The organism is Pseudomonas putida (assembly GCF_002025705.1).
GTDB lineage: Bacteria > Pseudomonadota > Gammaproteobacteria > Pseudomonadales > Pseudomonadaceae > Aquipseudomonas > Aquipseudomonas putida_J.
This window is the reverse complement of sequence record NZ_CP018846.1, coordinates 107,075-123,052: the sequence shown is the minus strand read 5'-3', so window position 1 is coordinate 123,052 and position 15,978 is coordinate 107,075. Positions and strand designations below refer to the sequence as shown.

14 protein-coding genes are annotated in these 15,978 nt (G+C 62.9%); 4 read left to right on the top strand and 10 right to left on the bottom strand.

Features of this window, described 5'->3' with window-relative positions; translation table 11 throughout:
* Window positions 1–90 precede the first annotated feature (90 nt).
* From BUQ73_RS00545 to BUQ73_RS00535, 3 genes are all read right to left on the bottom strand, one after another.
* Window positions 91–1,869, bottom strand: a complete 1,779-nt coding sequence (locus tag BUQ73_RS00545) for an acyl-CoA dehydrogenase C-terminal domain-containing protein (RefSeq protein WP_079226296.1) — start codon at window positions 1,867–1,869, stop codon at window positions 91–93.
* Window positions 1,870–2,003: 134 nt separating this feature from the next.
* Window positions 2,004–3,287, bottom strand: coding sequence for a sensor domain-containing diguanylate cyclase (locus BUQ73_RS00540; RefSeq protein ID WP_079226295.1), 1,284 nt, complete (start codon window positions 3,285–3,287; stop codon window positions 2,004–2,006).
* A gap of 284 nt (window positions 3,288–3,571) precedes the next feature.
* Window positions 3,572–5,659: a cytochrome-c peroxidase gene (locus BUQ73_RS00535; protein WP_079226294.1), complete on the bottom strand. Its 2,088-nt coding sequence runs from the start codon at window positions 5,657–5,659 to the stop codon at window positions 3,572–3,574.
* 277 nt (window positions 5,660–5,936) lie between these two features.
* Between BUQ73_RS00535 and BUQ73_RS27750 the strand changes: the two genes are divergently transcribed.
* The gene (locus BUQ73_RS27750) at window positions 5,937–6,221 is read left to right on the top strand and encodes a hypothetical protein (RefSeq protein ID WP_152031490.1); all 285 of its coding nucleotides are present in this window, start codon (window positions 5,937–5,939) and stop codon (window positions 6,219–6,221) included.
* On the opposite strand, the gene BUQ73_RS00530 is transcribed toward BUQ73_RS27750, so the two are convergent.
* From BUQ73_RS00530 to bioB, 7 genes are all read right to left on the bottom strand, one after another.
* Window positions 6,218–8,023, bottom strand: a complete 1,806-nt coding sequence (locus tag BUQ73_RS00530) for a phenylacyl-CoA dehydrogenase (RefSeq protein WP_079226293.1) — start codon at window positions 8,021–8,023, stop codon at window positions 6,218–6,220. The two genes, BUQ73_RS27750 and BUQ73_RS00530, sit on opposite strands and share 4 nt — an antisense overlap.
* A gap of 298 nt (window positions 8,024–8,321) precedes the next feature.
* Complete coding sequence (locus BUQ73_RS00525; protein WP_027917500.1) at window positions 8,322–8,618, bottom strand: hypothetical protein; 297 nt, start codon at window positions 8,616–8,618, stop codon at window positions 8,322–8,324.
* A gap of 124 nt (window positions 8,619–8,742) precedes the next feature.
* On the bottom strand, window positions 8,743–9,423 hold the full coding sequence (gene bioD, locus BUQ73_RS00520) for a dethiobiotin synthase (RefSeq protein ID WP_079226292.1): 681 nt from the start codon (window positions 9,421–9,423) through the stop codon (window positions 8,743–8,745).
* 10 nt (window positions 9,424–9,433) lie between these two features.
* Window positions 9,434–10,252, bottom strand: coding sequence for a malonyl-ACP O-methyltransferase BioC (bioC, locus tag BUQ73_RS00515; protein ID WP_079226291.1), 819 nt, complete (start codon window positions 10,250–10,252; stop codon window positions 9,434–9,436).
* On the bottom strand, window positions 10,245–10,976 hold the full coding sequence (locus BUQ73_RS00510; RefSeq protein ID WP_079226290.1) for an alpha/beta fold hydrolase: 732 nt from the start codon (window positions 10,974–10,976) through the stop codon (window positions 10,245–10,247). The genes bioC and BUQ73_RS00510 overlap by 8 nt, the downstream gene beginning before the upstream one ends.
* Window positions 10,969–12,141, bottom strand: coding sequence for an 8-amino-7-oxononanoate synthase (bioF, locus tag BUQ73_RS00505; RefSeq protein ID WP_079226289.1), 1,173 nt, complete (start codon window positions 12,139–12,141; stop codon window positions 10,969–10,971). Before bioF ends, BUQ73_RS00510 begins: the two co-directional genes overlap by 8 nt.
* Window position 12,142: 1 nt before the next feature.
* The gene (gene bioB, locus BUQ73_RS00500; protein ID WP_079226288.1) at window positions 12,143–13,201 is read right to left on the bottom strand and encodes a biotin synthase BioB; all 1,059 of its coding nucleotides are present in this window, start codon (window positions 13,199–13,201) and stop codon (window positions 12,143–12,145) included.
* An 89-nt stretch (window positions 13,202–13,290) separates the two neighbouring features.
* On the opposite strand from bioB, the gene BUQ73_RS00495 reads away from it, so the two are divergent.
* From BUQ73_RS00495 to BUQ73_RS00485, 3 genes are all read left to right on the top strand, one after another.
* Window positions 13,291–14,028, top strand: a complete 738-nt coding sequence (locus BUQ73_RS00495) for a ComF family protein (RefSeq protein ID WP_079226287.1) — start codon at window positions 13,291–13,293, stop codon at window positions 14,026–14,028.
* A gap of 26 nt (window positions 14,029–14,054) precedes the next feature.
* Window positions 14,055–14,819 (top strand): TOBE domain-containing protein, encoded by a 765-nt coding sequence (locus tag BUQ73_RS00490; RefSeq protein WP_079226286.1) that lies wholly within the window; start codon window positions 14,055–14,057, stop codon window positions 14,817–14,819.
* 175 nt (window positions 14,820–14,994) lie between these two features.
* Window positions 14,995–15,969, top strand: a complete 975-nt coding sequence (locus BUQ73_RS00485; RefSeq protein WP_079226285.1) for a serine/threonine protein kinase — start codon at window positions 14,995–14,997, stop codon at window positions 15,967–15,969.
* The last annotated feature ends 9 nt before the right edge of the window (window positions 15,970–15,978 follow it).

Sequence of the window (15,978 nt, the reverse complement as noted above, 5' to 3'; positions counted from 1 at the left end):
TAGGAAAAGGCTTACAGGAAGTAGTCATTCCCAGATACATCGGCTTGAGCCCATTCGCGGGTAAACCCGCGAAGAGGGGCACGCGATCGGTCAGAACTGCTCGGCATCCAGCAGGTACAACGACTCACTGCCCGCCTTCACCGAGGCCACCAGCGAATTCACCCGCGGCAACAAGCGCGCGAAGTAGAACCGCGCCGTGCCCAGCTTGGCCGAATAGAACGCCTCATCGCCCTCACCCGCCTTGGCCGCACGCGCCATCAACGCCCACATGTAGGCATAGGCTACATAGCCAAAGGCATGCAGGTACTCGACCGACGCGGCGCCGATTTCATTCGGATTGCCCTTGGCCTGCTCCAGCACCCACTCGGTCAGCCCGTCGAGCTGATCAAGGGAGGCGCCCAGCGGACCGGCAAACTCCTTCAGCTCTTCGCCCGCGCTGGCAATGAACTGGCGAATCTCGTCAGAGAACAGCCTGTAGTAAGCGCCACCGCTGGCCACCACCTTGCGGCCCATGAGGTCCAGCGCCTGGATGCCGTTGGTGCCTTCGTAAATCTGGGTGATACGCACATCGCGCACCAGTTGCTCCTGGCCCCACTCGCGAATGTAGCCATGGCCACCAAAAATTTGCTGGCCGTGCACCGTGCATTCGAGCCCAAGGTCGGTAAGGAACGCCTTGGCCACCGGAGTCAGCAGCGCCACCAGTTCTTCGCTGCGTTTGCGCGTAGCCGGTTCTTCGCTGTACTTGGCGCTGTCGAGTTGCATCGCCACATAGGTGGAGAAGGCACGACCGCCCTCGATCAGCGCCTTCATGGTCAGCAGCATGCGCCGCACATCAGGGTGGACGATGATCGGGTCAGCGGCCTTGTCCTTGGCCTGCGGCCCGGTCGGCGCGCGGCTCTGCAGGCGGTCACGGGCGTATTCCACGGCGTTCTGGTAGGAGCGCTCGGCCGACGCCAGGCCCTGGATGCCCACGCCCAGGCGCTCGTAGTTCATCATGGTGAACATGGCCGCCAGGCCTTTGTTCGGCTCGCCGACAATGTAGCCGACCGCCTCGTCGAAATTCATCACGCAGGTAGCCGAAGCCTGGATGCCCATCTTGTGCTCGATCGAGCCACAAGTGGCCGGGTTGCGCGCGCCGAGGCTGCCATCTTCATTCACCAGGTATTTCGGCACCAGGAACAGCGAGATGCCTTTGGGCCCCGCCGGCGCGTCCGGCAGCTTGGCCAGCACCAGGTGGATGATGTTCTCGGTCAGGTCGTGCTCGCCACCGGTAATGAAGATCTTGGTGCCGCTGACTTTGTAGCTGCCATCGGCCTGGGGCTCGGCCTTGGTGCGAATGATGCCCAGGTCGGTACCCGCATGCGGTTCGGTCAGGCACATGGAGCCGGCCCAGACACCGGCGTACATGTTCGGCAGATACTTTTCCTTCAGCTCTTCACTGGCATGGGCATTGATCGACAGGCAGGCGCCGGCAGTCAGCATCGGATACAGGCCGAAGGCCAGGCTGGAGGCGTTGACCATTTCCTCAACCTGGGCCGAGACCGCCTTGGGCATGCCCATGCCGCCGAATTGCGGGTCACCGCCCACGCCCACCCAACCGCCTTCGGCGTAGGTGTTGTAGGCCTCGATGAAACCGGCGGGCGTACGCACGGCACCGTTGTCCCAGTGGCAGCCTTCTTCATCGGCAGCGCGGCTGAGCGGGGCGATGCTTTTGCTGGTGACCTTGCCGGCCTCTTCCAGCACGGCCATGGCGGTTTCCGCGTCGACCGCCTCGGCCAGTGCGGGCAGTTGCGCCCACAGCTCGGCCACGTTGAAGACTTCATTCAGTACGAAGCGCATGTCGCGCAGGGGCGCTTTATAGTCAGCCATGACAACCTCTCGCTGGTCGGGTCGGGGCGGCCACACGGACCGCGGCACGGGTTGAAACCCGGAGTTGAAACCAGTGTAACCGAACAACTTTTGCGAGACATAGGGTCATCACGCGACCGCATGGTCTATTCTGGTCACGCCATCCGCACTGCCCCGCGCTGGGATTGTTGCCCATAGACCATGACACAGTTGCGCCCGGCGCTCTTGGCGCTGTAAAGCGCCTGGTCGGCGGACTTGAGCACTTGTTCCGGGTTGCGATGGTCGATTTGGCGCTCGGCCACACCGATGCTGATGGTCACCGATACCGTACCGCTGGCGCTGCCGCTGCGGCGCTGGCGCCCGGCGGTATCGTCCTGCGGGCGGCTGTTCTGGTCCCGCAGGTGCATGGTGTAGTTGGCGATCATCTCGCGTACCGCTTCCACATGTGGCACGCACTCTTCGGCGGTCTTGCCGGCGAACACCAGGGCAAACTCCTCACCGCCGTAGCGATAGGCACGGCCACCGCCAGTGACCTTGGACAACCGGCTGGCGACCAGGCGCAACACCTGGTCGCCGACATCGTGGCCGTGGGTATCGTTGAATTTCTTGAAGTGGTCTACGTCGGTCATGGCGATCACGTAGTTGCGCCCCAGGCGCTGCATGCGCTCGTTCAACGCACGGCGCCCGGGCAGCCCGGTAAGCTCGTCACGGAAGGCCATCTGATAGGCCTCGTGCGATACCGCAGCGGCGATCATCAGCATCACCTGGCTGCACATGATGTTCAGGGTGAACGGCAGGATGAAGGTCTTGGGCAGCATCCAGAAGATGCCGACCAGGCCAATCAGCTGCGCCGCGTGCAATGGCCGAGGCTCGCGCAGGTATTGCACCACCAGCAGGACGAACACCACGAAGAACGCCGGGTAGACCATCTGGATCAGGCTCATCCACTGGCCATGCAGCGACGGCCAACGAATCTCTGCCAGCCAGCTCAGCAGCGCCTCGGGGAAGCTTTGCTCCAGTGCCACCGCCACACTGCCGACGGCGAACAGCACGGCGAAACGGGCCAGCAGGTCCTGGGCCAGGTGAGTGCGTTCCTGCCATGCACCGAATAGCCCGTACAGGGCGGGCAGCAACAGGCATACCAGGTGGAAGATCACTGCCGCATCCTCACGCACACGGCCGTTGTCGCGGTAGTAGTCGGTCTGCGTGTCGAGCAGGAAATAGGCGATGTACACCGTGACCATCAGGAACAGCTCACGCTGGCGACGGTAGACAGCGCAGTAGGCACCACCCAGCAACAGAACCAACGTGGGGAGGACGTTGAACAGTGACGTGAAGAAGACGCTGAGGTCTCTTACATAAGCCGCCGCAAGCCCAGCCAGCAACAGAAACAGCGAAGGCAGGAAATGGCTCGCGCGAACAGCATTTAGACGAAACAAGGGCAATCTCCGACCCGGCAGATCAATAATAGCATTGTGCCTTTACTTCATCGGCAGCACACGTGAATAGATGAGTACACCGGTGGGTTAACGGCAGCGAGGGTGGAGGGCTTGAGCTTTTCTTGTAACTACGTATGGCTTGGGGCCACTGCGATCGTTGTGGGAGCGGCCTTGTGTCGCGAAAGGGCTGCGTAGCAGCCCCGGCGATTCATGCACCAGGGCTGATATCCAGGGGTCGCTCTGCGACCCTATCGCGACGCAAGGCCGCTCCCACAGAGAAGCGGCTACAGGTCGTTGTTGAATGGCTGCAGCGGTCCTTGCAGCGTGGAGCGACCCGAAGCACCGACGGCATTGAGCTGGAATTCGGCGTCTTGCGCTTGCCGAGATGTGATCTGTGCACTGGCCGGTTTTTGGCCGACCGAGTTTTCATCCCCCTTCTCACCCTGTGGCAGTACCAATGACGGGTGATCGAACGGTGCCCGTTCCCAGGCAACGCGCGGGTCGGTCAAGCCGACCTCCATGAACTTGACCAGTGCATCCACCTCATCCGGGGTCAGGTTCAGCGGGGTCATGTCTGGGTCAAGGTTGGAGCCGTTGTGCTGATTGACTGCCGGGTGTTCGAAGCCGCTGGTGTTGCTTGCATCTTCACCACGCCGGTCGCCGCCACGGTTGTAGAACTCCATCACCTGTTGCAGCGTTGCCCGGCTGCCATTGTGGAAGTACGGCCCGGTCAACGCGATGTTACGCAGGGTAGGCGTCTTGAAGGCGCCATCGACCGAGTCGCGGAAACCGACACTGGGCTTGAGAGTCGAGTCGCAGGGGACCGCTGCGCTCAGCGGTGCCTCGAAGGTGCACACATCGACATCCAGAGGGTCAGGAATATTCCCGCCTTGAAGTTGGGTGTTGTACTGGCGGGTGAAGGACAACGGATTGCCCCAGGCGTCCGAACCGCCCAGCGCCAGGTCTTCCGAGGTCGGGCGTACACCGGTGTTGTAGAAGCCGTTGTCATAGAGCGTGGTCAGGCCGTCGGCCATGACCATGCGCTCGATGCGCTCACGCGGCTGGAACAGCAGCCGGCTGCCGGCGTTGGTCAACTCCGCACCACCATGGCAGGCGATGCACTTGCCCTTGCCCAGGAACAGTTGCATGCCTTGCACCTGCTGAGCATTCATGGCGGTGTGATCGCCCTGCAGATAGGCATCCAACGGCGCCTGGTCGGAGATCAGCGTGGACTCATACATCTGAATTGCCAAGCCGAAGAACAGCGGGAAGTTGGCCTCCATCTGACTGTAGGGTTCACCGCCCAGCAAGACCTGTTGCGTGGCATTCCACAGGCGTGGCTGGAAGGCGTTCCTGATCAGTTCGCGGTAGGTCGGCCGACGGGCACTGGAGACTGGCCCGAGTACCGAGTCGGTGGGCGAGATTTTCTGCCCCTTGAGCATCATGGTGTCGAGCATGCGCCGGCCAATGTCGGCGAAGGTGCGCCCGCCACAGGACATTTCCACGGCACTGCCGGGTGGGCCGACGGCTTGCGAGGCCGCCGAAGCATCCTTGAGGGCCAGGCGTACCTTCACCGCCACGCCGCTGGCATCCTTGGTGACAAAGATCCCCGCGTCAGGGTCGCGGTTACCGAACGGCGACAGGCCGTTGAACACGTTGTTGGCCCGGCCATCCCAGAAGTTGCGCACGTTGAATGCCGCGTTGATCACCGACGGCGCATTGCGCCCGGTGGCGCGGCGCACGTTGATGCCGCCCACCTGGAAAATACCGTCCGGTTGCTGGGTACATTTGTCGAAGCGCGATTGACGGGGTTTGACGAAGTTGGCGTCGAACACACCTTGTGAGCCAATGACGTCATCGCTCGAATAGACGATCGCCGAGTTGCGATCCAGCGGGTTGGCCAGCACGTGGGTCGGGAAGTCGCCTTTTTTCAACGTGTAGTTCGGGCCGCCCTTGCCTGTGGAGCGCATGGCGTAGCTCGGCACGTCGCCAGGAATATCGGCGGCCGTGAACGGCTTGTTGAAGATCGACGCCACGTTGGCATTGGTATTGGCCTGGCCAGGGTTGATCTGGTTGGTGATCCGATGATCGACACCTGCGTGGTAGTGGCATGAAGCGCAGGCGGTGGCGCCATCACTGCCGACCGCCATGTCCCAGAACAGGGCCTTGCCCAACAGCACCACCGCACCGCGGTTGATCACATAATCGGACATCAGGTCGACCTTGCGTCCCCCCTCGGTACCTGAAGGGTCCGGCGGCGTCATGCCACGCAGTGACTGCAGGCTGGGCACATCCGGCACGACCGGCGCGGGCTCGGCCGGGTCCGCTGCCCGAACGCTCATGAAAGGCAAGCCGGCAGCGCAGAGGGTCATCGCTGCCGCACAGGCCAGATGGGGGACTCGCAAGTTACCAGGATACTTGACCATGATGGACTTCCCGACGGCTCAGGTTTACAGACTGATCGTTCACGCCACTGAGTGCGCTTAATGCCACGATAGCTGTAACAAAGTATGTCGACGGGAAACATTCAATATTTTTTATATCAGTTTACTTAGAGAGTCATGCCAATAAATGCTGACCTCAAAAGTTACTCAGTTCTGGTGTTAACTTACCCCCACTTATGGGTTCCATTCCCCACCAGGCTGCTGGATGACCGCGCAAAACCCCGCAGAGAAGGGGTTGAGCGCCACTGAGCAAAAATTGGCAGTGTATTTGCTAATACTTGATGAGCGGGGCCAGTTATTTAGCGGAGCCCTTAAAACTTGGCTGACCAAAGCCGACAAAAAATGCCCGCGCATTAAAGTTGTGCTGCGCAAGTTATTGACGCTTTCCTCTGCCACCAACAAAAGAAGTTGCTCGGCCGCAAGAAAATTAAAACGAAAAAAACCGCTCCCTGGGGAGCGGCTTTTTACTCGGCAACTCAACCAGGCTTAGTAACCCAGCGAGAAGTCTTCCTCTTTCATGTCCATCAGGTTGTTGGCGCCCGACAGCATGGTGGCCACATGAGTGCGGGTACGCGGCAGGATGCGCTGGAAGTAGAAGCGCGCGGTCTGCAGCTTGGCGGTGTAGAAGGCTTCTTCGCTGGTGCCGGCAGCCAGCTTTTCAGCAGCCAGGCGTGCAATGTCAGCCCAGAAGTAGGCCAGGCACGCGTAACCGGAATACATCAGGTAATCCACCGAGGCGGCACCCACTTCTTCACGGTCCTTCATCGCGGCCATGCCCACTTTCATGGTCAGCTCGCCCCACTCCTTGTTCAGTGCTGCCAATGGCTCGACGAACTCCTTGACCGCATCATTGCCTTCCTGCGCCTGGCAGAACTTGTGCACGATCTTGGTGAAGCCCTTGAGTGCTTCGCCCTGGGTCATCAGTACCTTGCGACCGAGCAGGTCGAGTGCCTGGATGCCGGTGGTGCCTTCGTACAGCATGGAGATACGGCTGTCGCGCACGTTCTGCTCCATGCCCCACTCGGCGATGAAGCCGTGGCCGCCATAGATCTGCACACCGTGGTTGGCGGCCTCGAAGCCGACTTCGGTCATGAACGCCTTGGCGATCGGGGTCAGGAAGGCCAGCAGTGCGTCGGCCTTCTTGCGCTCTTCCTCGTCCTGGCTGTACTTGACGATGTCGACCTGCTTGGCGGTGAAGTACACCATCGCACGGTTGCCCTCGGCGAAGGCCTTCATGGTCAGCAGCATGCGACGCACGTCCGGGTGGACGATGATCGGGTCAGCGGCTTTGTCCGGTGCTTTCGGGCCGGTCAGGGAACGCATCTGCAGGCGCTCGCGGGCATACTTCAGGCCGCCCTGGAACGCCACTTCGGCGTGGGCCAGGCCTTGCAGCGCGGTACCCAGGCGTGCAGTGTTCATGAAGGTGAACATGCAGTTCAGGCCCTTGTTGGCCGGGCCGATCAGGTAGCCGGTGGCGCTGTCGAAGTTCATCACGCAAGTGGCGTTGCCGTGGATGCCCATCTTGTGTTCGATGGAACCACAGCTCACGCCGTTGCGCTCACCCACACCGCCTTCGGCGTTGGGCAGGAACTTCGGCACGATGAACAGCGAGATACCTTTGGTGCCCGCCGGAGCGTCCGGCAGGCGCGCCAGCACGATGTGGACGATGTTGTCGGCCATGTCGTGTTCGCCGGCCGAGATGAAAATCTTGGTACCGGACACTTTGTAGCTGCCGTCGGCCTGTGGCTCGGCCTTGGTGCGCAGCATGCCCAGGTCAGTACCGCAATGTGGCTCGGTCAGGCACATGGTGCCGGTCCACTCGCCGGACACCAGCTTGGTCAGGTAGGTGTGCTGCTGCTCGGCGGTACCGTGTGCGGAGATGGTGTTCATCGCGCCATGGGACAGGCCCGGGTACATGCCCCACGACCAGTTCGAACCGCCGACCATTTCGCTCAGGGCCAGGCCCAGAGACTCCGGCAGGCCCTGGCCGCCGTGCTCGACGTCATGCGCCAGGCTTGGCCAGCCGCCTTCCACGAACTGCTCGTAAGCCGCCTTGAAGCCGGTCGGGGTCTTCACGCCCGACTCGCTCCAGGTGCAGCCTTCCTGGTCACCGACACGGTTCAGCGGCGACAGCACCTGCTCACAGAACTTCGCGCCTTCTTCCAGGATCGCGTCGACCATGTCGGGCGTTGCGTCCTGGCAACCCGGCAGGCTCTGATAATGCGCCTCGTAGCCGAGCAGCTCGTCGCGGACGAAACGGATATCACGCAAGGGGGCTTTGTAATCAGGCATTGCGATGAACCTCTGTGATGAGTTCGGTAGGGGACCGCTGGTACCGACCAGCTCTTGTCGGCTTTCGGTCAAACAGTTGTTTGAAACTTACGTTTAGCACCGTCCGATGTCAAGGAGGGACTATGGTTCCATTTACGCCGCGAAAGATGGCATTTATGCCAACGCATGAAATCGCAGGCAGAAATGACTGTGGGAGCGGGTTTACCCGCGAAAGGGCCAGCCCAGAAAACAGAGATGTCTGGGCGGACGCATTCGCGGGTAAACCCGCTCCCACAGGGATAGCCGGGGGAGGCAAGAATCAGGCGTAGGTATCGATGAAGCGCCCAAGCATTTCGTCGGACGCCTTGGCCACCTTTGCACCAAGTTCGACCTCGGTCTTGCCCAGGGCCAATTGCACGGTGCTGGTTGCCAGGTCCATCTGTTGGCTGCGGTCGACCCCACGCAGGCGCTCGGCCTGGAAGTCGCTGGACTGGCTGGTGGCAGAACGCTCGACCGAAGCATTGGCGATCTGGCCGGCGGCCTGATCGACACGATCCTGGCCGTTGTAGATGGCGTTGAGGCCCGCGTAATACGCGGTGCTGCCGGTGATTTCCATGTCAGAACTCCAATGACGCTGGATATGAACACGGCCAATTAAAGCAGGCCAGGCACGAAAAGGCCCGTTTAAATCCCTAATGGCTCGGTGCTATCTGATAGCCCACGGGCATTTCTGCCAGCGCTCAATCCAGCAAGTCGAGCTGCAAGTGTTCCGCCACCGCATCCGCAGTTGCCTGCTTGAGCTTTGGCACTCGCCCCAGGCACGGCGCTGGCAAACGCTCTGCCAGGCTGGCCAGGTTTTCCTCCAGCCGCGAGGTTCTGGGCTCGATGATATTCGCCACCCAGCCCGCCAGTTGCAGCCCGTCCCGGGCAATCGCCTCGGCACTGAGCAGCGCATGGTTGATGCAGCCCAGGCGCACCCCGACCACCAGAATCACCGGCAGCTCAAGGGCAATCGCCAGGTCTGAAAGGTTGGCATGGTCAGACAATGGCACTCGCCAACCGCCAGCACCTTCAACCAAGGTGAAGTCGGCCCCCTTGTCCAGCACATGGCGCATGGCCTTGGTCAATTCGGTGACCTCCAGGGCAATACCCGCCTCCCGGGCAGCCACATGCGGCGCAATGGCCGGTTCGAAGGCAAACGGGTTGACCTCTTCGTAAGCGAGCTTGATCGAACTCTCGTCGATCAGCGCCTGGGCATCGCTGTTGCGCAGGCCTTTGGGCGTCACTGTACAACCCGAAGCCACCGGCTTCACGCCCAAGGTACTCAGCCCTTGCAACCGCGCTGCATGCAGCAGCCCGGCGGCGATGGTGGTCTTGCCGACATCGGTGTCGGTCCCGGCGATGAAATAGGCCTGGCTCATGTCGCTCCTCTCATGCCTGTGGCTTGCGCAACACACCATAGACCACTTGATAGGTGGCGGGCAGCCCCTGGGGCTGGCGAAACGCTTCATAGGCCTGCAACAGGCCTTGCATGCGCGCCCGGCCGGTCAGGCCTGAAGGCCGCCCAGGGTTGAGGTTGTGGGCACCAAGGGCCTTGAGTTCATGGGTCAGGCTACGCACATCGGGGTAGTGCAGCACATGGGCCTGGCGCTGCAGGCTGACCTGTGCGAAGCCACTGGCGGCACACAGGCGCTGGTAGTCATCGAACCTGCGGAAGCGATTGACATGCACCATGCCATCAACCGCCTGCCAGCTGGCGCGCAACTCATCGAGCGTACCAACGCACAGGCTGCTGAAGGCCAGCACGCCACCTGGGCGCAGTACGCGCCGGGCTTCATCCAGGACACTGGCGAACTGACCGCACCACTGCACCGCCAGGCTGCTGAACACCAGGTCGACGCAAGCATCGCCCAGCGGCAAGCGCTCGGCATCACCGGCAACATGGTAGTGCGCCCCGCCGCGCTCGCCGCGGGCGTGACGCAACATGCCTTCGGCGATATCCACCGCCACACCGGTTGCCTGTTCAAAGCGTTCGCCGAGCACTCGGCTGAAATGCCCGGTGCCACTGCCCAGGTCCAGCCAACGCGTCGGCGTCAGGCCGTCCGGCAGCTGGTCCAGCAAGCTCACCCCTACTGCACGCTGCAGGGCCGCGACGCTGTCGTAGCTGGCCGCCGCACGGGAGAACGAGGCAGCCACCTGGCGCTTGTCCGGCAACGTACCGGGCAGGGTTGGACGGGAAAGGTCAGTCATCGCCACTCTCATGCAGGAAACTCTTGATGCCCGCCGCCAGCTCCTGCGGATATTCCAGCAAGAAGGCGTGGGAACTGTCTTCGACCAGGCCGACTTCCACGTCGGGCAGCAGCTCGCTCAGGGCTTTCGCCGCTTCAGCCGGCACCAACGCATCGCTGCCGGCGAACAGGTGCAATTGCGGGCCGGCATAGGCCTGCAGGGCTTCACGGGTATCGAGCCCGGCCAGCACTTCAAGGCCAGTAGCCAGGTACAGCGGGTCGGTGTCTGGCACACCGACACCCAGTTGGCGCAGCAGCGTGCGAGGTTGTAGGGCACCCTCGCTGCACAGCGTGCGGAAGCGCTTGAGGGTCACCGAGGTATGGCTGCGGCAACCATCGAGGAAGGTGCCGAAGGTGTCGCCAGCCATGCCGTGGGGCCAATCGGGGCGGGCCACGAAACTGGGGTTGCTGCCCAGGGTCAGCAAGCCGCAGCAATGGTCGCCGCGCTTGCGCGCCAGCTCGCTGGCGAGCATGCCACCTAACGACCAGCCACCCAGCCAGGTATCGCTGGGCAATTTGCGGTCGAGGTAGTCCACCCACGCTTGCACATCGGCATCGGCCAGTTCCGGCAGCGGCATCAGCTCGACCTGCAGGCGTGCGTCCTGAGCCCGCAGGCTGGCGGCCAGCGGCTCGAGGGCGGCGGTGCCCAGCCCCCAGCCAGGAAGAAGGATCAAACGGTTACGCATCGGCGGCCTCCAGCTGTGGATAACACTCGGCCAATGCATTCAACAATAGCTGTACCTGCGCCTCACTGTGCGCGGCGCTCAGGGTTACCCGCAGGCGCGCGCTGCCGGCAGGCACGGTTGGCGGGCGGATGGCGGTCACCAGCAGGCCGCGCTCGCGCAGCATGCGCGACAATTCAAGGGCCTGGGCACTGTCGCCGATCAGGATCGGCTGGATCGGCGTCGGGCTGTCCATCAGTTGCAGGCCCATTTGCTCGGCGCCCTGGCGGAACTGGCGGATCAGCGCAGCCAGGTGCTCGCGGCGCCAGGTTTCGCGGCGCAGCAGCTCCAGGCTCTTGAGCGTGGCGCAGGCCAGCGCCGGGGGCTGGCTGGTGGTGTAGATATACGGCCGGGCGAACTGCACCAGGGCTTCGATCAGCTCTTCGCTGCCGGCGACAAACGCACCCGCGGTGCCACAGGCCTTGCCCAGTGTACCGATCAGTACCGGTACATCCTCGATACCCAGGCCGAAGTGCTCGACGATGCCGCCGCCTTGCGTACCCAAGGTACCCAGACCATGGGCGTCGTCGACCATCAGCCAGGCACCACGGGCACGGGCGACGCCGGCCAGCGCCGGCAGGTCGGCGAGGTCGCCGTCCATGCTGAACACGCCGTCGGTGACCACCAGCGTGTTGCCGGTGGCCTTGCCCAGGCGGTTGGCGAGGCTGGCAGCGTCGTTATGCAGGTAGCGGCTGAAACGGGCACCACTGAGCAACCCGCCGTCGAGCAGCGATGCGTGGTTCAGGCGGTCCTGCAGTACCGTGTCGCCCTGCCCCACCAGTGCGGTGATGGCGCCAAGGTTGGCCATGTAGCCTGTGGAAAACAGCAGCGCACGCGGGCGGCCGGTCAGCTCGGCCAACGCTTCTTCGACGGCATGGTGCGGCGAGCTATGGCCGATCACCAGGTGCGAGGCGCCGCCACCGACACCCCAGCGTTCGGCGCCCGCCTGCCAGGCGGCGATCACTTCAGGGTGGTTCGCAAGCCCCAGGTAGTCATTGCTGCAGAAGGCCAGCAAGCGCTGGCCGTCGACCACTACCTCAGGCCCCTGTGGGCTTTCCAGCAATGGCCGCTGCCGATACAGGTCTGCGGCGCGCCGTTCGGCCAGGCGCGCCGCCAGGTCGAAGGCCATATCAGGCCATTGCTGCGTTATAGAACAGCTCGCTGCTGCGTTGCTCGACCAAGGCCTGCTCGATGGCCGCCTGGTGCACTTCGTCGGCATGCTCTTCGCGCGCTTCAGGCTTGATGCCCAGGCGGGCGAACAGCTGCATGTCCTTGTCGGCCTGCGGGTTGGCGGTGGTCAACAGCTTCTCGCCGTAGAAGATCGAGTTGGCGCCAGCCATGAAGGCCAAGGCCTGCATCTGCTCGTTCATCTGCTCGCGGCCGGCGGACAGGCGCACGTGCGACTTGGGCATGAGAATACGGGCGACCGCCAGCATGCGGATGAAGTCGAACGGGTCGACATCTTCTTCCTCGGCCAGTGGGGTGCCAGCTACCTTGACCAGCATGTTGATCGGCACCGACTCTGGGTGCTCGGGCAGGTTGGCCAGCTGGATCAGCAGGCCGGCGCGGTCATCCAGCGACTCGCCCATGCCGAGAATACCGCCGGAGCAGATCTTCATCCCGGCATCGCGCACGTAGGCCAGGGTCTGCAGGCGCTCGCTGTAAGTGCGGGTGGTGATGATGCTGCCGTAAAACTCTGGCGAGGTATCGAGGTTGTGGTTGTAGTAGTCCAGGCCGGCCTGGGCCAGGGCCGCGGTCTGCTCCTGGTCGAGCTTGCCGAGGGTCATGCAGGTTTCCAGGCCCATGGCCTTCACGCCTTTGACCATCTCCAGCACGTAGGGCATGTCCTTGGCCGACGGGTGCTTCCAGGCCGCCCCCATGCAGAAGCGCGTGGAGCCGATGGCTTTGGCGCGCGCGGCTTCCTCGAGCACCTTCTGTACTTCCATCAGCTTCTGTTTTTCCAGCCCGGTGTTGTAGTGGCCGGACTGCGGACAGTATTTGCAGTCTTCCGGGCAAGCGCCGGTCTTGATCGACAGCAGCGTCGAAACCTGGACGCGGTTCGGGTCGAAGTGCGCGCGGTGCACGGTCTGCGCCTGGAACAGCAGGTCATTGAAAGGCTGCTGGAACAGTGTCTTGACCTCAGGCAGGGACCAGTCGTGACGTGTTGTTGCAGTTGTGCTGGCGCTCATCGGCGTTTCCTTGTTTAGGCTGTAACTGGCGCCGAGGCAGGAGTGCCCGCCAGCGCATCACGGATAGCTCGCATAGTCATGGAAGGCCTATGAACTGTCAACCTTGGTTAAAAGCACTGGTTTACAAGTGTACGAATATTAACCATACCTGTTTGCTGTGCAACGAACCCGCCGAGCAACGCTACCCGCTGTGTGTTGCCTGCGAGCAGGAACTGCCCTGGAACGACGAACATTGCCTGCGCTGCGCCCTGCCCCTGGCGATGGCCGGCCTGACCTGTGCCCAGTGCAGCCGCCGCCCGCCGGCCTTTGATCAGGTCATTGCGCCCTGGCACTTCGGGTTTCCGCTGGACACGCTGATCAGCCGCTTCAAGCACAACAGCCAGTGGCCGCTTGGCCGGCTGATGGCCGAAATGTTGAGCCTGAACCTGAGTCATCGCTTTCACGAGGGCCTACCCAAGCCAGACCTGCTGTTGCCTGTACCACTGGCTCGGCGTCGACTGCGCAAGCGCGGCTTCAACCAGGCCGGCATGCTAGGGCGCTGGCTGTCGAAAGCGCTGGTTATCGAATGCGATGAGCGGTTGCTGCTGCGCACACGCGAGACGCCGGCTCAACAACACCTGGATGCCCGGGCACGCCATCGCAACCTGCGCCAGGCATTCGCGCTTGCCGGTGAGGCATCGCTCGAGGGCAAGCATGTCGCCGTGGTTGATGACGTGCTGACCACCGGGGCCACCGCACAGGCCGTCGCACAGCTGTTGCGTCAGGCCGGCGCACACAGGATCGATGTGTATTGCCTGGCACGCACGGCAAAACCGGGGCAAGCTTGACGGGTCAGTTCCAGATAGGCGCCACCATGTCCCTGCCCACCCTGCTCACCCAGCACATCGCCCGCCGCCCGCAGCGCATCGCCCTGCTCCAGCACATCGCCGAGCAAGGCTCGATCACCCGCGCGGCCAAGGCTGCCGGCATCAGCTACAAGGCTGCCTGGGATGCGATTGATGAACTCAACAACCTGGCCAGCCAGCCCTTGGTCGAGCGCAGCACGGGGGGGCGTGGCGGTGGTGGCGCAAGGCTTTCGCCAGAGGGTGAGCGGGTGCTGCGCCTGTACCAGAAAGTACAGGCACTGCAGGCGCAGATTCTCGAAGCAGCGGAAGAGTCCAGTGACCTCGACTTGCTTGGCCGCCTGATGTTGCGCACCAGTGCGCGCAATCAGTTGCAGGGGCAAGTCAGTGGACTACGCAGGGAGGGCCGGCATGATCGGGTCAGCCTGGCGCTGGGCGGCGGGCTGGAGATCGATGCGCTGATTACCCATGACAGCACGGCACGGCTGGAACTGACCCTGGGGACCACGGTGATGGCGCTGCTCAAGGCCGGTTGGGTGCAGCTGCTGGGCGCGGAAGATGAAGCCGAGGCGGGAAGCAACGTGCTCAATGCCACTGTCGAGGAGGTGCTGGCAGATGCACAGGGCGAAAGCGAAGTACGGTTGGCACTGGGCAATGGGCAGACGTTGTGTGCGATCGCCGAGGCCGCTTGGCTGGTCGAGCAGTCGGTCAAGGAAGGAAGCAAAGTGAAGGTGCAGTTCCATCCGTCCTACGTGCTGCTGGGGGTACCGGTGTAGCCTGATCCGCCCCTTTCACCGGTAAACCCGCCCCCACAGAGGCTTCACCCACCTCAGGCATGATGCCGTATCCGTGGGAGCGGGCTTACCCGCGAAAGGGCAAGCTCAGGCGAAATCAGAGCAGGCCCTGGAATGCGGTACCATGCCGACATGCCGCCCACCTCCCGGAGCTTCCATGTCCCACCCCTTCGACACCCTCACCCCCGACCTGGTCCTGGACGCCGTGGAAAGCCTGGGCTTTCTCAGCGATGCCCGGATTCTGGCGCTGAACAGCTACGAGAACCGCGTCTATCAGGTGGGCATCGAGGACTCGCAACCCTTGATCGCCAAGTTCTACCGCCCCGGCCGTTGGAGCGACGAAGCGATCCTCGAAGAACACCAGTTCACCGCCGAGCTCGCCGATTGCGAGGTACCGGTGGTCGCCCCGCTCCAGCACGAAGGCAGGACCCTGTTCGAACACCAGGGCTTCCGCTTCACCCTGTTCCCGCGTCGCGGCGGCCATGCACCGGAGCCGGGCAACCTCGACCAGCTCTACCGCCTCGGGCAACTGCTCGGCCGCCTTCACTCCGTTGGCGCAGCACGCCCCTTCGAACACCGCGAAGCACTGGCCGTGGACAACTTCGGCCACGCCTCGCTGAATACCTTGCTCGAAGGCGGTTTCGTGCCCAAGGAATTGCTGCCGGCCTTCGAGTCGGTGGCCCGTGACCTGCTCAAGCGTGTCGAAGCCATCTACGCCCGCACCCCGCACAAGGCGATTCGCCTGCATGGCGACCTGCACCCTGGCAACCTGATGCACCGCGACGAGGTGTACCACGTGGTCGACCTCGACGACTGCCGCATGGGCCCGGCAGTGCAGGACCTGTGGATGATGCTCGCCGGCAGCCGCGAGGAACGCCTGGGGCAGCTGGCCGAACTGGTTGACGGCTACAACGAGTTTCACGATTTCGACCCACGCGAGCTGGCCCTGATCGAGCCGCTGCGTGCCCTGCGCCAACTGCATTACAGCGCCTGGCTGGCACGCCGCTGGGATGACCCGGCGTTCCCGCCAAGCTTCCCCTGGTTCGGTCAGCCACGTTACTGGGGCGACCAGATTCTCGCCTTGCGCGAACAACTGGCTGCGCTGGACGAGCAACCGCTGAAATTGTTCTAGAAGCGAGCG

Excerpts from the sequence above, each read along its gene's own strand:
- BUQ73_RS00545 (WP_079226296.1), bottom strand. The coding sequence starts at position 1,869 with ATGGCTGACTATAAAGCGCCCCTGCGCGACATGCGCTTCGTACTGAAT.
- BUQ73_RS00535 (WP_079226294.1), bottom strand. The coding sequence starts at position 5,659 with ATGACCCTCTGCGCTGCCGGCTTGCCTTTCATGAGCGTTCGGGCAGCG.
- BUQ73_RS27750 (WP_152031490.1), top strand. The coding sequence starts at position 5,937 with ATGACCGCGCAAAACCCCGCAGAGAAGGGGTTGAGCGCCACTGAGCAA.
- BUQ73_RS00530 (WP_079226293.1), bottom strand. The coding sequence starts at position 8,023 with ATGCCTGATTACAAAGCCCCCTTGCGTGATATCCGTTTCGTCCGCGAC.
- BUQ73_RS00525 (WP_027917500.1), bottom strand. The coding sequence starts at position 8,618 with ATGGAAATCACCGGCAGCACCGCGTATTACGCGGGCCTCAACGCCATC.
- bioD (WP_079226292.1), bottom strand. The coding sequence starts at position 9,423 with ATGAGCCAGGCCTATTTCATCGCCGGGACCGACACCGATGTCGGCAAG.
- bioC (WP_079226291.1), bottom strand. The coding sequence starts at position 10,252 with ATGACTGACCTTTCCCGTCCAACCCTGCCCGGTACGTTGCCGGACAAG.
- BUQ73_RS00510 (WP_079226290.1), bottom strand. The coding sequence starts at position 10,976 with ATGCGTAACCGTTTGATCCTTCTTCCTGGCTGGGGGCTGGGCACCGCC.
- bioF (WP_079226289.1), bottom strand. The coding sequence starts at position 12,141 with ATGGCCTTCGACCTGGCGGCGCGCCTGGCCGAACGGCGCGCCGCAGAC.
- bioB (WP_079226288.1), bottom strand. The coding sequence starts at position 13,201 with ATGAGCGCCAGCACAACTGCAACAACACGTCACGACTGGTCCCTGCCT.
- BUQ73_RS00495 (WP_079226287.1), top strand. The coding sequence starts at position 13,291 with ATGAACTGTCAACCTTGGTTAAAAGCACTGGTTTACAAGTGTACGAAT.
- BUQ73_RS00490 (WP_079226286.1), top strand. The coding sequence starts at position 14,055 with ATGTCCCTGCCCACCCTGCTCACCCAGCACATCGCCCGCCGCCCGCAG.
- BUQ73_RS00485 (WP_079226285.1), top strand. The coding sequence starts at position 14,995 with ATGTCCCACCCCTTCGACACCCTCACCCCCGACCTGGTCCTGGACGCC.